This window comes from Vreelandella rituensis (assembly GCF_003336665.1).
Classification (GTDB): Bacteria; Pseudomonadota; Gammaproteobacteria; order Pseudomonadales; family Halomonadaceae; genus Vreelandella; species Vreelandella rituensis.
The window spans coordinates 1-700 of record NZ_QPIJ01000171.1 but is presented as its reverse complement, the minus strand read 5'-3'; the positions used below and the strand labels follow the sequence as shown (position 1 = coordinate 700).

General features: G+C 58.1%; 1 pseudogene. It reads right to left on the bottom strand.

The features are described from left to right. Positions 1 to 700, bottom strand: a pseudogene (locus DU506_RS21340) (transposase); the annotation flags it as partial.

Below are 700 nucleotides of genomic sequence, written 5' to 3'. Positions count from 1 at the left end.
ATAAATGGAGATCAAGGGCCGACTTGAGTTCACCCATGTGGGCTTCCGCCTTGCCTCGCTGACGATAAATGGCCAGGACGCTCTCCGGCGGGTAATGGTAGCGGCTTAGATTTGTCACCAGGAAGAAGGCATGAGGCAGCAGGTCATCGTTTTTTCCCTGCACGACCAACACTACGCGCCGTGGGGACTCCCAACTACCGGCCTGGTATTCCAGGTCGTGGCACCATTCCCGCGGTGTCTCCGGTGGTCGTCCAGGCGGCCGTTTAAGATAAGGCGCCGCCAGCGTCTGCAGGGCTTTGTTGCTCTTTAACCGTCCCAGATAAGCGATATCGTGCGCGTCGAGGGCGCGTAGCGTTTCACCATCGGTAAAGCCTGCATCCAGGCGGACACGGAACTGGTCCACGTCTCGATTCGTGCCTTCCATTAAGCGCTGAACGAGGTGAGGTATCCAGGTATCTGCGTTTTCTGCCGGGCCAGCATTCCCTTCTCGCAGTAAGCCGCCCACCATGTCACCGGTCTCAGCGATGGAGGCGACAAGGGGTGAGTAAATCCGGGTACTCGCATAACACGTTATAGGCACTGCCACCCTGGTGGCCAAAGACCTCGATGGGCAGGCCGTCGATATCGAGGGTCATCGGCGTATTAGCCGTATAAGGGGTGACATCCGGCAAACTGTTCAAGCGCCAGATCGCCAACCGCA